Raw genomic sequence first — 13,150 nt, 5'->3', positions numbered from 1 at the left:
TGCAGGACAATCGCTTATGACGCTTCTTCTGAACGGGCTGCACCGCCTGATCCTGTGGCTTTGCGCAGCCCTCACTGTCGCGATTATTGGGGCGCTCGCGGTCCAGATCATCTCTCGTTACGTGTTCAATGCGCCGGTGCACATGACCGACGACATCGCGGAATTGTCGATGGTTTGGCTGACCTTCCTTGGGGCCGCGCTGGTCTACCGCGAGGGCGGGCATATCGGGATGGACGTCCTGAGCGGGTTCGAAAGCGTCGCCATCAAGCGCGTGATCCATGTCCTGCTGCACGGGGCGGTCATCGCGGTGATGCTGTATATCCTGACGCAAATCCAGCAGATCCAGCCCCTGATGTCGCGGCTCGAATTCGGCACGGTGCCCAAGGGGCCGCTCACCTCGAAATTCATGCTGATCCAGTTCCCGTTCGCCTTGGGCGCAGGTTTCACCATCCTCTTCGCCGCCGAGGCGATCTGGAAAGAGCTGACCGGCACCCCCACCCATCCCACCAAAGAGGTCCACGAATGATTACTGTTGCCTTCTTGGTGATGTTTTTCGGGCTGCTGATCCTTGGCCTGCCCGTCGCCTACACGATGCTGGTGTCGTCCGCGCTCTACATCCTGATGGCCGGTCTGCCAGAGGTCCAACTGACCCTGCGCGCCTCTGGCGGGATCGAGAGTTTTAGCCTGCTCGCCATCCCCATGTTCCTGCTGGCGGGGAACCTGATGAACGGCCTTGGCGTCACTGAACGCATCTTTAACTTCGCGGGCGTTCTGGTGCGGCACATCACTGGCGGTCTGGGGCATGTGAACGTGCTGGCTTCGATCATCTTTGCGGGCATGTCCGGCAGTTCGGTGGCCGATGCGGGCGGCCTTGGCGCGGTTGAGATCAAGGCCATGGAAAAGGCCGGATACTCGCGCAAGTTCTCTTCTGCGATCACCGCTGCGTCGGCCACCATGGGTCCGATCATTCCGCCCTCAATCACGCTAGTTGTCTATGGGTTTCTTGCCGAAGAGTCCGTGGGGCGCCTGTTCCTTGGCGGTGCGCTGCCAGGCCTTCTGGTTGGTTTTGCGCTGATGGTCATGGTCTACATTCTGGTTAAAACCGGCCGCGAAGATGCGCCTAAATTGCCCCGTGCGACACTGAGTGAGGTGAACACAGCTTTCTGGCGTGCCCTGCCCGCACTGCTGGCCCCTGTCATCCTGCTTGGCGGCATTCTAGCGGGCATCTTCACCCCGACCGAAGCCTCTGTCGTTGTCGTTCTCTACATCCTGCTGATCGGCTCCATCGCGCTGGGATTTAACATCCGGTCCATTTGGGAAGCGATCCTAGGCACCGTGCGCACCTCGGCGTCGACCCTCTTTATCATCGCGGTCTCGGCAGTGTTCGGATGGATCATCTCGATCCAGCGTCTGCCCGTTGAACTCGTGTCCCTGATGGAAGGGCTCTTTGTCTCCAAAGCCGCGGCCATCGCAGTAGTCATTGCGATCCTCTTGATCGTCGGCATGTTCATGGAGGTGTTGGCCGCGCTTGTTCTGCTAGTCCCGACCCTGCTGGCCATCGCGACCACGTTCAACATCGACACAGTGCACCTAGGCGTGACCGTGGTTGTGACCATGATGATCGGCACGATCACCCCGCCGGTAGGCCTTGTCCTTTATACCGTGATGTCGGTCGCCGGCATCAAGATGGGTGAACTGACCCGTGCGCTTCTGCCCTTTTATCTGACCTTGGTGATCGTGGCCCTGCTCGTCGCCTTCGTCCCCCAAATCACCATGTTTCTTCCTGATCTGCTGATGCCTCAGGCGCAGTGATCCAACACCAAAGGACCAACCCTATGTACCGTATCGGCTTCGATGTGGGCGGCACTTTCACTGACTTCACCGCGATCAACACCACCGATGGCGCGGCGACCCACTTCAAGACCTCTTCCACGCCTCATGACCCCTCTGAAGCGATCGAAACCGGCCTGCGCCATTTCGTCAAAGAGCGTGGCATCACCCCTGACCAGTTCGAATTCGTAGGCCACGGAACCACGGTCGCGACCAATATGGTGATCGAGCGGCGCGGTGTCCCCACCGGTCTGATCACTACCAAAGGCGCGCGCGACGTGCTGGAGATCGGCCGCCAGACCCGTCCGCATCTCTATGACTACGACATCACCAAGCCCGAGCCTCTGGTCGAGCGCTACATGTCCATCGAGGTGCCGGAGCGCATGAACGCAGACGGCGATGTGCTGGTGCCCTTGGACGAAGAGGCTGTGCGCCGCGCCGCCGAAGAGATCCGCGATGCAGGCATGCAAGCGGTTGCGATTTGCTTCCTCCATGCCTACCGCGACGGTCGCCATGAACGCCGCGCCGCAGAGATTGTGCGCGAAGTGATGCCCGAGGCCTACGTCTCGATCAGTTCAGACGTGCTGCCCGAGTTCCGTGAATTCGAGCGGTTCTCGACCACCGTGATCAACGCCTATGTCGGCCCCCGCATGGACCGCTATCTGGAGCGGTTTCTGCAGCGCTTGCAGAGCATCGGGTTCGCAAGCGCCCCGCGCACCATCCACTCGAACGGCGGTCTGATGTCCGTGGACACCGTGCGCGCCTTTCCCGTGCGGACCTGTCTGTCCGGTCCGGCGGCTGGCGTCGTCGGTGCGGCCAAAGTCGCGGGCGCTTCGGGCTATCCGAACATCGTGACCTATGACGTGGGGGGCACCTCGACCGACGTTTCCTTGGTGCTCGAAGGACGTCCTGCCTTTACCACCAGCCGCTTGGTCGCCGACTACCCCGTGCGCTGCCCGATGCTGGACATCAATGTCATCGGCGCTGGCGGCGGCTCTATCGCTGCACTGGATGATGCAGGCGCGCTGAAAGTCGGCCCCCGTTCGGCGGGCGCGTTCCCCGGCCCCGTCGCCTATGGCAAGGGCGGCACCGAGCCCACGACCACCGACGCGAATCTCGTCCTCGGACGTCTGGACGCCGACACGCTGCTGTCCGGCCGAATGACCGTCGACAAAGAGGCCGCGCGCAAGGCCATCGAGACCCAGATCGCCGCCCCCTTGGGCCTGAGCGTCGAGGATGCCGCCCTTGGTATCCTGCGCATCGCTGTCGCCAACATGGGCCGCGCCATCCGCGCCGTCTCCACCGAAAAGGGCCACCGCCTGTCGGACTTCGCCCTGTTCGCCTATGGGGGCGCGGGCCCCCTGCACGCCGCCGCTGTTGCGGTTGAGACGGGCATGAAATCCGTGCTCGTTCCCGCCCAACCCGGAACCATGTGCGCCCGAGGCATCCTGCTATCAGACGTGGGCTTCGATTTTGTCCGCACTGGTGTATCGACCGCCAGCGCCGAGGCATGGCCGCAGATCACCGCGGCCTTTGCCGAGATGTACAAGGATGGGGACGCTTGGCTCGACGGCGAAGGCATCGCCCCCGAAGCGCGAGAGATGCAGTACGTGGTCGACGCCCGCTATGACGGTCAGAACCACGAAGTGCAGGTCGTGCTGGATGGGATCGACACCGCCTATGATACCTTCTTAGAGGGCTTCCGCGCCGCGCACCGTCAGGAATACGGCTACGATATCGCCGATCGCGCGGTGGAGATCGTGAACCTGCGCCTGTCGGTCAAAGGGGCCTCTGGCGCCGATCCCGAAACCACCCACAGCCCCGAAGACGCCGATCCAGTGATGGGCAAACGGCAGGTCTATTTCGACGGCGGCTGGTTTGAAACCACGCTCTACGACCGCGCGAAACTGCCTGTGGGTCAGGTGATCAACGGCCCCGCAATCGTGCAGGAAATGTCGTCCACCACCATCGTCGAACCCGGCCAGACCGTGCGCGTCGACGCCACCGGCACAATGTTTATCGAGGTTTAACCCCATGGCACTCGACACCAAGAAAACTCTGTCCGACCCCATCGCGATGGAGGTCTTCACCAACCGCTTGCTGGCTGTGGCCGACGAAATTGGCACTTCGATGATCCGCGCGTCTTTCTCGTCGAACATCAAAGAACGCAAGGACTGCTCGGTCGCCCTCTTTTCGGCTGACGGGCGCCTGATCGCACAGGCCAGCCATATCCCTTTGCACCTTGGCTCTCTCATGGGGTCCGTGGGTGCGGTTTTGGACGCTTATTCCATCGACCGCATGGCCGAGGGTGATGTGTTTATCTGCAACGATCCCTATGCGGCGGGCGGCACGCACACGCCGGATATTTCGGTGGTCACGCCGGTCTTTGTCGATGGTCAGGTGCGCTATTTCACCGCCAATATCGGCCACCACTCGGACGTAGGCGGGACGGTGCCCGGATCGATCCACGGCGGTGCGACCTCGATCTTCGAAGAGGGCCTGCGCCTGCCCGTGATGAAGCTGTGCCGCGCGGGCGAGTTGGACGAAGACCTGCTGCGCATGATCTCTTTGAACAGCCGCTCGTCCGAGGAACGCTGGCTCGACATCAAGGTTCAGGCCTCTGCCAATCAACGGGGCGCGCGTCTGTTGCACGAGATGGCCGATAGCCTTGGCGCGGACAAGGTCGATGAGCTGGTCGAGGACTTGTTCACCTACACCGCAAACCGTCTGCGCAACCGGATCATGGAAATGCAGGACGGCACTGCGACCTTCTATTCCAAGATCGAAAGCGACGGCCTTGGCCCCGTCGAGGTGCCCATTCAGGCCAATGTCACCGTCAAAGGCGACCGCCTGATCGTGGATTTCGAGGGCACCGGCCCGCAGGCGCGCGGCGGTCTGAATGTGGTTGCCTCGGCGCTCAATGCGTCGGTCTACTACGTGGTCAAAACCCTGCTCGATCCCTACCTCCTGCCCAACTCCGGCATGTTCGAAGGGATCGAGATTTCGGCCCCCAAAGGCAGCCTGCTGAACCCCATCGCCCCAGCAGCCACCGGCGCGCGGTCGATCACCTGCAATAAGGTTGTTCGGGCGCTGATCGGCGCATTCTCGCAACTTCTGCCGCAGGAAAAAGCGCAAGCGGCGGGACAGGATATCGTGCCCGTCATGGTCTTTGCGGGCAAACGGCGTGGCCGCGACGAGGGCTATGTCTATCTTGAATCCATCGGTGGCGGCGCTGGCGCACGCTATGCGGGCAACGGGATGGACGGGGTTCATGTGCACGTCACGAACTCGTCCAACCTGCCAATCGAGCCTTTGGAAATCGAGTACGATCTGGTGGTGGACGAATATGCGCTGGTCGATGACAGCTCTGGCGCGGGGCAGTATCGCGGCGGCATGGGGATCGCGCGGCAAATCTCGGCGCCAAACGGCGGCGTGATCTTTACCGCCCGCTCTGATGGCCACAAAGAAGGCGCGCCGGGCGTCGCTGGCGGCACCTCTGGCCGCCCTGCCCACCTGATCAAGAACGCTGGGACCGACGCAGCGCAGGAACTCGACCCGATGGTCGCGAACCTGACCTTGGACAAGGGCGAAACGATCCGGCTCGAGACCCCCGGTGGGGGCGGCTATGGCGATCCGGCAAAACGGACGGCCGAAGCCTTGGCGCGGGACCTGCGGGACGGGCGCATCTCGACCAAGCGGGCAGAGGCTTTGTACGGGCCAGACAAGGTCCAGCTTGCCAAAGATCTGATTTGATATCTGGGGCGCTGCGGCGCCCCTTTTCTTTTGCTGGCACCCCGAACGCACAAAGGCCCCGCCAAATTGGCGAGGCCTGTGTCATGATTGATCTGATCTCTATTTCGCGGCGATGGTCACAACTTCGACCAGCGTATTGGGCGACAGGTCCGATACACCAAGATACGCGCGCACAGGCATGTCCGCAGGCTCCAGCCATTCTTTCCACGCTTCGTTAAAGCCGTCTTTCTGGTTGAAGTCCGACGAGTACACCATGACTTGCAGCAGCTTTTTCTTGGAGGTGCCAGCGGTTTCCAGCAGCTTGTCGAGCTTGGCAAAAATCTCTTCGGCCTGGCCCTTCATGTCTTTGGATTTGTCGTCAGCCACCAGACCGCCGATGTAGACTGTGTCGCCATGTTCGACGATGCGGTGGTGGATGGGGCCAGAAATGTGCCGAGTGATCATAAGGTCGTTCCTTCGTACGTTCGCGGCACGGACGTGCCTATCTATTGCAGCGATCACAGTGTCAGAGCCCGCAGGCGCGGGAGTGGCGCAACGAGACCCGGGCGCTGTGATCATGGGATGACACTGGGGGATCGGCAGGGTATAAAGCAAATTACTTTAAATGCGGCCCCTATTCTGAAAAGTTATGCATGCTCTCACAACGATCCCTCGAGGCGTTCCGCGCTGTCATTGAATGCGGCACGGTCTCTGGTGCGGCTGAAAATCTACATGTGTCCCAGCCCGCCGTGAGCCGCTTGATCAAGGATCTAGAGGATCGGACGGGCCTGCAACTCTTCACGCGTTTCGGGGGCAAGATCGTTCCAACCCCCGAAGCCCGCGAACTGGCCATCGAGATCGACCGCAGCTTCATCGGGCTATCCGCGATCGAAAAGGCCGCACGGGACATCAAGGTCGGCAAGCGCAGCACCATTTCGATCAGTGCGATGCCTGCAATCGCCCATTCAGTACTGTCAGACACTTTGGTCAGCTATCAGCGCGAACGGCCCGATTTCAGGGTATCTTTGCAGTCGATGCAAACCCACAACGTCGTGCGCAAGGTCGCGACGCGCGCTTCACAATTGGGGTTCACGTCTCCAACCCACCACGAATACGACGTCGACCTCATCCGCACCATAAAGCTACCCTATTGCTGCATTCTGCGCGAAGGGCACGAATTGACGGCCAAGGCGGAACTCAGCTTTGACGATTTCGGCGGGCAAAACGTGGTGGCCTTCGAACGATCCACAGCGACAGGCACGATGATGGAGCGCGCCTTTGCTCAGATGACCAACCCGCCCGAGATCACGGTCAGCACGCACCTGTCCACCTTGGTTTCAGGACTGGTCCTACGCGGTATGGGCATCTCGATTGTGGACCCCTTCACTGCCGCTGCGCACCGCGCACAAGGCGGGATCGTGCGCCCCTTTACCGATGCAGCTGAATTCAGCTTGGCGATCATCCGCCCCCGAGGGCAGAGCCTTGGGCCCGATCTAAGCGCGTTTCTGGAGCAGTTTGAACGCGAGCTGGTTCCTTATAAAGACGGCCAGTGACTTGCCCTTCTATCCGCCAATGACCGGCTTCATCGGACTGTTACAGCTGTCGGGGTAGAAAGCCCTGTTATTGACTGAACCGGATAGACCGATGACTGACGATGTGTTTAACGAGGGTGCGCGTGACTGGCTTGAGGCTGAATTGGCCGACACGCTGGACGAGGATTTCGAAATCGAACTAGAGGACGCCATCCTCAGTCAAGAAATCCGCAAGATCTATGATCGCGCCCACCCCAATCAGATCGACCGCAAAGTCTACTTCCAGTCCTTGCTCCGGCTGCAATCCGAACTGATCAAGCTGCAGGATTGGGTCCAGCATAGCGGAGAAAAGGTCGTGGTTCTGTTCGAAGGGCGCGACTCTGCTGGCAAAGGTGGCGTGATCAAGCGGATCACACAGCGCCTGAATCCACGCGTGGTTCGTGTGGTCGCCCTGCCCGCCCCATCGGATCGAGAGAAGTCTCAATGGTACTTTCAGCGCTATGTGCCGCACTTGCCGGCAGGCGGCGAGATCGTGCTTTTTGATCGGTCTTGGTACAACCGCGCGGGGGTTGAGCGCGTGATGGGCTTTGCCAATGACGATCAGGTCGAGGACTTCTTTAACGATGTGCCAGAATTTGAGCGCATGCTCGTGCGGTCGGGCATCCGGTTGGTAAAATACTGGTTTTCGATCACCGACGAAGAGCAGCAGATGCGCTTTCTCATGCGGATCCATGATCCGATGAAGCAGTGGAAGCTCAGCCCAATGGACCTGCAAAGCCGTGTCCGCTGGGAAGAATACACCAAAGCGAAAGAAGAAATGTTGGAGCGCACCAACATCCCCGAAGCCCCGTGGTATATCGTGCCCGGCAACGACAAAAAGCGCGCTCGGTTGAACTGTATTGACCACCTGCTGAGTCAATTTCCATATGGCCCAATTCCGCATGACGATATTTCTTTGCCGGACCGTGTCTTCAAGCCGGACTACGAACGCGCTGTCCTGCCCCGTGATCTCTACGTGCCAGCCAAGTACTAGGGCGAATATGCGAGATCGGCTCTTTGTCCATTTGGCCACCAAAGAACGCCGATCTTTGCATAGCGCTATTTTCGTCGCGGCTATCAACGCTAGAAAATCGTTATCAATGCTTACAGTGGTGAGGTGCTGCCGTCTCAATGCACCATGGGACCCGCCGAAAGATCAAATGCGCTGTCAGCGCTCTGCTGCCCCCTAACGATCGTCTAACGAATTCCGGTGTCGGTCAGCCTGAGCTTTGCAGAAACACCGATTCAGCCCCGCAATAATATCTCTATTTGATATATTATTGCGGCATTCCACGGCAGCTGCTTTGACGCGCCATCGCGCAGAATCGGTCGAATTGGCTGGAGTGACCGCCCCAGAACACACCCCATGCGGGAACCAAAAAATAAAATATACCTTTGCAAAAATATAAACCCGAGAATGCACAGCTAAGATTGATAGGAACAAACCGCTGGCGGTGCCGAGCATGAACAGAGATTAACATTCTATTTTTTATATATTTTTCCAGGCAGTGGCGATCGCGCTGGCAGGAACGCCTCGGAATATCCGAGCGATAGAGCTATCCTTTTAGCCGCCTGCCTCCACAAGCTGCAGGAAATTAATACTTGCGACGCGCAACCATAGCTCACATCATGGGTCCAAGTCGAAGCTCAGCAGTTGGGGAGGTGTGTGCCCCATCTTCTGGGCTTTTTTTGTGTCAAATGCCTTCCTGATCTAGAGCCAGAGACCCCACTGATGCATCATGCGGCCATACCAAAACATTATCTTGAGCAAGAGCTCAGGGGCAGCTTGGTGGCGGATAATTCGCTCAAGGCTTTTATCATCCAAGAAATGCACGACGGGCTGTGGTTCTGGGATCTCAAACAGACCGACAACCTGTGGATCAGTCCTGAGTTTTGGGAGTCCTTGCACTTTGACCCTGCGCAACGCCCTCATAGCCGCGAGGCACTCCTCAACCTGTTGATTGAGGAGGATCTGTCCAAAGCGGCTTCCTTGTCTTTCGACATGCTCGACGAGCAGGATTTCAGCTATGACCAAGTCCTACGGTTCGAAAATAACGAAGGTGGCATCACCCACTTCCGGTGCCGCGGCCATCTGATCCGCGACAATCGTGGCAGGCCGCATCGGCTGCTTGGAGTGCTCAGGGATCTAACATCGACTGCGTCGATTGAATCCTTCAAGGACGCCGCGAATTTCCGCGCTACGACGCGGGGCGCTTACCGGATGCACAGCGATCTCCAGCACTTTATCTACAGCATGTCGCATGACATGGTCTCGCCCCTGCGCACTGCCTCTGCTGCTCTGGCAGAGGTCAAATACGCTCTCGATACGGGCAATCTGCAGGACGCAACCGAGTTAACCGAGATGTGCGAAGCCAGCGTTCAGCGGATGCTGGTTCTGCTCGGCGATATGCGCAACTACTTTTTGCATGCGCAACCCAGCGAGTCCTGCCATGAACTGATCTCCAGCAAGGAAACGGCCCATGCGGTTGTCGAGGACCTGCGCGCGGTGATTGATGAATATGACGCAGCGGTAGAGATCGACTGCCAACACGACATCATCGGGCATCCCTCCCAAATCAGGGTGGTTCTTCAGAATTTCGCACAAAACGCTATCAAGTTCGGCAGCCTGAATGGCCCTGTGTCGGTCAAGATCAGCACGACCCCCCTGCCCGGGACCGCCAAAATCCGCCTGAGCGTGAGCGACGATGGGCCCGGGATCCCCAGTCATCAGCTGAACGGTATCTTTCAACCCTTTGCGCGCCTGCATCTGCGGCGCGACGTCCCAGGATCGGGCCTTGGCCTGTCCATCTGCAGCAAGATTGCAGAAAACCATAACGCCGATATCGGTGTAGAAACGCTTCCGGATGGGGGCTGTCGTTTTTTCCTAGATATTGCAGGGAGCCACTCGTCATGACACTTTCCAAGACGCTCGGATCCATTCTCTTTGTCGACGATGACGAGATTGAGACCGCACTATTCCAGAGGGTATGCAAACGCTCGCCCGTGGTGCGATGCTGCAAAGCGATCAACGATCCGGTCGAAGCTTTCTTGCATTTGCTCGCAGCCGACCCGCTGCTGTATGATGTGATCTTCGTGGATCTCAATATGCCCAAGATTAACGGCATCGAACTGCTGCGCTTGCTCGAGGTCGAAGCCGCACACAAATTTTCCCGCGCCAACGTGATTATGCTGACCTCTTCCGTAGAAGAAGAGGACATGCGTGCCGCGCAGACGTGCGGAATCTTGTCCGCTTTCATCAATAAGCCGCTCACGGAAAGCCAGCTCCTGGAGCTGGCCAAGCACTACGGAATGCCCCGTGCTGAGACAGATTGCGTCTCGATCAGCTAAGGACATCCCATTCATGTAGAGCCATCAAAAGGGCGCCTTTATCGGGTGCCCTTTTCTTTGGTCTCGCGCTTTATGTTTCCTGTAGCAGAACCGCAAAAAGCGCCTTATTCGAAATTTCATTGGCCTTGATATACCGCACCTTTACGGCCAGCGGACTTCCATCAAGCTCACCTTCGACCTTGGCTTCGCGCCCTGTTGTACGCACCTGATCACACAGAGCAGCCCAATCGGCAAACGGCAGCGTGATCCCGACAGACCGGATCGTCCGGCCCCTGTCAGACCGCACCAATTCCAGCAGGCGTCCCGCCCCTTGGGTAAAGGACTCAAGACGCATTTCTGCGTCCAAGAACAGCGCCGACAGCCCCGCCATTTGCAGCGCGCTCTCATAGGCACTGATCTGCTCGGCCTCGCTTTTGACCTGACGCTCGAAATCGCTGGTCACAATTTGCAACTCTTCGTTCACAGCGTGCAATTCTTTGTTCGCGGCCTGCAATTCCTCGTTCGAGGTCTGGAGTTCCTCGTTCGCAAAACGAAGCTCTTCGTTCGACGCCCGCAGAAGGTCTGCGTTGCTCTCCATCGCTTCGGTAACATATTGCAGGCTCTCTTCGGTCAGGCGCAGATCTTTGTCCAACTCGGCGACCCGTGCCCGCAACTTGGCAGCCTCCTCTTCGCCCGCGGCATTGGGCACGGCTTGTTCGTCGTCCGACACCCGCCGCAACCCCACGACGACAAAGCGGGCATAAGGCGGCGTGAGCGCCAGAGGTTCAACCTTGACCGCGACACGATGGTTGTCCGTCTCGGTCAACTGCAAGTCGATCTCGTGCTCGGTCACTTCGATTTTTCTCGCGAATGGCCATCAGCGCATCAGCGATCACTGTCCGCATGCCGGGATGAAGGACATCTTCGACGTGCCAGCCCCCGGTTTTACCCTTGGTATCCACATACAAACCCGCAAGCCCGTACCAAGTCAGGACTTCTCCGTCGGCGTTGATCAGGATCGAAGATGGCGCGTAACGCCGAAGCATCGCATCAAGGCCAGCATAGGTCTTGAACGCGATCCATCCGTCTCCCGCAGTCTGGGAGCGCGCGGCACTCTCTCTGGTGTCGCGGCTGTCCGAGTTTAGGTTCGGCGCAATGTTCGGTTTCGGATCTTCGGTCGTCATCGCCAGTGGGCCCTCTCGATCGGCCGGGGCATGTCCCGTGTGAAGCATAGCGGGGTGTTTATGATATACACGCCATTTTTCATTCACAGCGCTGTATTGATCCAGAAGCGCGCCCGGTGTTTCCGACGGCCCTAGCGTCAGATACCCGCCCTGCTTCAGCCCGAAATTAAAATTCGCCAACGTTTTGGCCTGCGCTTCGTCCGTCAGATAGATCAGCATGTTCCGGCACGACACCAGATCCAAGCGCAAAAACGGGGCGTCTGCCTGCGCGTTCTGAACCGAGAAGATGAGCTTTTGCCGAAGCTGGGATTTGACCTGATAGCCGCGGCCAGACCGGTAAAAGTACTTCTGCAACAGGTCAGGCTCGATGTGCTGGACCTGCTGCTCTTGGTAAATTCCTGCCGAGGCTGTCTTGATCGCAGGCGCATACACATCTGTCGCCAGTATCCGGAAATTCGCGAGCAGTCCCACTTCTTCCATCGCCTCGCTCAATTCGATCGCCAGCGTATATGCCTCTTCGCCGGTCGAACACGCCGCGACCCAAATCCGCAGCGGCGTCTCTTCATTGGCACCGTGAAGCATCTCGGGAAAGACGTCTTTGCGCAGCGCGTGAAAGTAGCCGATGTCACGGTAGAACCGCGTGACCCCGATCAGCACATCACCATACAGTTCTTCAAGCGCCTCGCGGCTTTGGGCGAGCAGATCCAGATAATCGCGTTCGTCATTGAATCCGTTCAGAGCCATGCGCCGCTCGACACGGCGGCGGACATTGTCGGGTTTATAATCGTCCGCTTCGAACCCAAAGGTGTCCTGCAACAGCCGGATAATGCCCTGATAGGCGCTGAGTTCGGACCATTCGACAGGAGCGCGCGTCGCGCCAGACAAGCGCGCATGAATGAGCGCGGGCAACTCGCCTGCCGTCGCGACTTCGGCACTCGGTATGGCCTTGATCAATGCTTCGGGCATTGTGGGGAATTCAGCTTCTTCGGGATCTTGGGCAAAGGCCAACCCACCCGCTTGCGTAATCTTCAATGCTCCCTGAGCCCCATCCGACGCGCTGCCGGTCATCACGACAGCCACCACAGGTTGATACGCACTTTGCGCCAGAGACGAGAAAAAGTGATCGATCGGCAAACGCGGCGCACGGCCTGCGCGGTCAAAGGGGCGCACACGAAAGCGATCATCTTCCACCTCGATATAGGTCGAGGGCGTATTCAGATAAATCGTATTGTCAAGGATTGGATCCCCATCTTCGATCTTGCGAATGTCCAGCGTCGATATGCGTGCCAAAAGCCGGTCCATCATTGAGACGAAGTCAGGACTTAGGTGCTGAACAACCACATAGCACATATCTGATGGGTGCTGCGTCGCCGCGAAAAAAGTCTCTAGCGCAGAGAGGCCCCCTGCGGATGTGCCAATAGCAACGATTTTAACCAAGTTTGCCCCCCGCAAAGAAACCAAGGCCAACCTAGGTCGAAAAGGTTTGCGTATTTCTAGGGGCACAAT

General features: G+C 58.6%; 11 protein-coding genes. 8 read left to right on the top strand and 3 right to left on the bottom strand.

The annotated features are described in order from the left end of the window. The first annotated feature begins 16 nt into the window (after positions 1-16). From N4A58_RS04095 to N4A58_RS04080, 4 genes are read left to right on the top strand one after another with little or no spacing between them, the layout of a single operon-like run. Entirely contained in the window at positions 17-526 is a 510-nt protein-coding gene (locus N4A58_RS04095) for a TRAP transporter small permease (protein ID WP_293708066.1), read from the top strand. After that, on the top strand, positions 523-1,812 hold the full coding sequence (locus N4A58_RS04090) for a TRAP transporter large permease (RefSeq protein ID WP_293708065.1): 1,290 nt from the start codon (positions 523-525) through the stop codon (positions 1,810-1,812). The genes N4A58_RS04095 and N4A58_RS04090 overlap by 4 nt, the downstream gene beginning before the upstream one ends. Positions 1,813-1,835: 23 nt before the next feature. Then, positions 1,836-3,860 carry a hydantoinase/oxoprolinase family protein gene (locus N4A58_RS04085; RefSeq protein WP_293708064.1) on the top strand — a complete coding sequence of 675 codons (2,025 nt, stop codon included), beginning with the start codon at positions 1,836-1,838 and terminating at the stop codon, positions 3,858-3,860. A 4-nt stretch (positions 3,861-3,864) separates the two neighbouring features. After that, a complete protein-coding gene (locus N4A58_RS04080) occupies positions 3,865-5,583 on the top strand; it encodes a hydantoinase B/oxoprolinase family protein (protein WP_293708063.1) in 1,719 nt (572 codons plus the stop codon). A 99-nt stretch (positions 5,584-5,682) separates the two neighbouring features. On the opposite strand, the gene N4A58_RS04075 is transcribed toward N4A58_RS04080, so the two are convergent. Next, on the bottom strand, positions 5,683-6,027 hold the full coding sequence (locus N4A58_RS04075) for a RidA family protein (protein ID WP_072706139.1): 345 nt from the start codon (positions 6,025-6,027) through the stop codon (positions 5,683-5,685). A 188-nt stretch (positions 6,028-6,215) separates the two neighbouring features. Here N4A58_RS04075 and N4A58_RS04070 point away from each other — a divergent pair, with 188 nt between their 5' ends. The 4 genes from N4A58_RS04070 (at position 6,216) to N4A58_RS04055 (ending at position 10,481) form a co-directional block, all read left to right on the top strand. Then, positions 6,216-7,115: a LysR substrate-binding domain-containing protein gene (locus tag N4A58_RS04070; RefSeq protein ID WP_293708062.1), complete on the top strand. Its 900-nt coding sequence runs from the start codon at positions 6,216-6,218 to the stop codon at positions 7,113-7,115. Between the two features lie 91 nt (positions 7,116-7,206). Next, positions 7,207-8,127 (top strand): polyphosphate kinase 2, encoded by a 921-nt coding sequence (gene ppk2, locus N4A58_RS04065; RefSeq protein ID WP_293708061.1) that lies wholly within the window; start codon positions 7,207-7,209, stop codon positions 8,125-8,127. A gap of 795 nt (positions 8,128-8,922) precedes the next feature. After that, the gene (locus tag N4A58_RS04060; RefSeq protein WP_293708060.1) at positions 8,923-10,047 is read left to right on the top strand and encodes an ATP-binding protein; all 1,125 of its coding nucleotides are present in this window, start codon (positions 8,923-8,925) and stop codon (positions 10,045-10,047) included. Then, complete coding sequence (locus N4A58_RS04055) at positions 10,044-10,481, top strand: response regulator (RefSeq protein WP_293708059.1); 438 nt, start codon at positions 10,044-10,046, stop codon at positions 10,479-10,481. The genes N4A58_RS04060 and N4A58_RS04055 overlap by 4 nt, the downstream gene beginning before the upstream one ends. Positions 10,482-10,551: 70 nt before the next feature. Here N4A58_RS04055 and N4A58_RS04050 read toward each other — a convergent pair whose 3' ends face one another. Together N4A58_RS04050 and N4A58_RS04045 are read right to left on the bottom strand one after the other, a co-directional pair. Further along, positions 10,552-11,313 carry a PAS domain-containing protein gene (locus tag N4A58_RS04050; protein ID WP_293708058.1) on the bottom strand — a complete coding sequence of 254 codons (762 nt, stop codon included), beginning with the start codon at positions 11,311-11,313 and terminating at the stop codon, positions 10,552-10,554. Then, entirely contained in the window at positions 11,246-13,081 is a 1,836-nt protein-coding gene (locus N4A58_RS04045; RefSeq protein ID WP_293708057.1) for a CheR family methyltransferase, read from the bottom strand. The genes N4A58_RS04050 and N4A58_RS04045 overlap by 68 nt, the downstream gene beginning before the upstream one ends. Positions 13,082-13,150: the final 69 nt, after the last annotated feature.

It is taken from the genome of Donghicola sp., from assembly GCF_025210255.1.
GTDB classification, from domain to species: domain Bacteria; phylum Pseudomonadota; class Alphaproteobacteria; order Rhodobacterales; family Rhodobacteraceae; genus Donghicola; species Donghicola eburneus.
This window is presented reverse-complemented; position numbering and strand designations above follow the sequence as displayed.

Excerpts from the sequence above, each read along its gene's own strand:
- N4A58_RS04095 (WP_293708066.1), top strand. The coding sequence starts at position 17 with ATGACGCTTCTTCTGAACGGGCTGCACCGCCTGATCCTGTGGCTTTGC.
- N4A58_RS04090 (WP_293708065.1), top strand. The coding sequence starts at position 523 with ATGATTACTGTTGCCTTCTTGGTGATGTTTTTCGGGCTGCTGATCCTT.
- N4A58_RS04085 (WP_293708064.1), top strand. The coding sequence starts at position 1,836 with ATGTACCGTATCGGCTTCGATGTGGGCGGCACTTTCACTGACTTCACC.
- N4A58_RS04080 (WP_293708063.1), top strand. The coding sequence starts at position 3,865 with ATGGCACTCGACACCAAGAAAACTCTGTCCGACCCCATCGCGATGGAG.
- N4A58_RS04075 (WP_072706139.1), bottom strand. The coding sequence starts at position 6,027 with ATGATCACTCGGCACATTTCTGGCCCCATCCACCACCGCATCGTCGAA.
- N4A58_RS04070 (WP_293708062.1), top strand. The coding sequence starts at position 6,216 with ATGCTCTCACAACGATCCCTCGAGGCGTTCCGCGCTGTCATTGAATGC.
- ppk2 (WP_293708061.1), top strand. The coding sequence starts at position 7,207 with ATGACTGACGATGTGTTTAACGAGGGTGCGCGTGACTGGCTTGAGGCT.
- N4A58_RS04055 (WP_293708059.1), top strand. The coding sequence starts at position 10,044 with ATGACACTTTCCAAGACGCTCGGATCCATTCTCTTTGTCGACGATGAC.